Consider the following 711-nt stretch of genomic DNA (forward strand, 5'->3'; position numbering starts at 1 on the left):
AATATGGCGGGAGCTTGATGATACTGACATTACTAAACTGTTCTGCAATGTCATTTGTATGCCAACCAGCACCATCCATAATGACCACTGCGTGACGACTTTTTTCGGTCATCGCGGAGATCTGCTTAAGATGCTCAACCATAATGTCCTTATTAACCCAAGGAACGACCATCGCCTCGCCAATACCTCTAGCGGGACATACTGAGCCAAACAAATACGCATATTCAAACTGCTGCTGTTTTACCGCTCTTGGTCTTGAGCCACGTTTAGCCCAAAGTCGAGTTGTCGTGTTTTGCTGGCCAAACCTTGCTTCATCTTGAAACCAGACATCGACGTTATCGAGCCCTATATGACCAGGGATCTTAAGGATCGTTTCAATTTTGAATTTTTTTAAAATCGTCTTGGATTTGCTGGGATTGGCGAGGGTGCTTAGAGCGTGAAGTTATCCAAGAGAAGCCCATGTGATTAAGCAAATAGTAGATAGAATCTGGATGGTAGTGTTTGCCAAACTCTTTGACGATATAAGCATGAATATCAGTACCAGTTAACCTCCCCCCAGATGAATCTTCGGCACGTGCCTTTATATACTGGCTAAGCTGTTCACGTTGCTGAGTGTTGAGGAATGCTGGGCGACCCGTTCTTGGTTTTTCTTGCAACCCTTCAAGCCCTTCTTCGAGGAATGTTTGTACCCATTTATTCACACTAGTTCTG

The 711-nt window shown here is 44.4% G+C and carries 2 protein-coding genes; both read right to left on the minus strand.

Annotated elements, in window-relative coordinates; translation table 11 throughout:
* Positions 1-397, minus strand: a 397-nt coding sequence (locus ACTRWI_RS22555) for a transposase (protein ID WP_499133923.1), incomplete at its 3' end; no start/stop codon positions are given.
* A partial coding sequence (locus ACTRWI_RS22560; RefSeq protein ID WP_499133922.1) for a helix-turn-helix domain-containing protein occupies positions 375-711 on the minus strand: 337 nt, incomplete at its 5' end. The genes ACTRWI_RS22560 and ACTRWI_RS22555, both read right to left, overlap by 23 nt.

The organism is Pseudoalteromonas sp. G5_S1_14_S5, assembly GCF_054968605.1.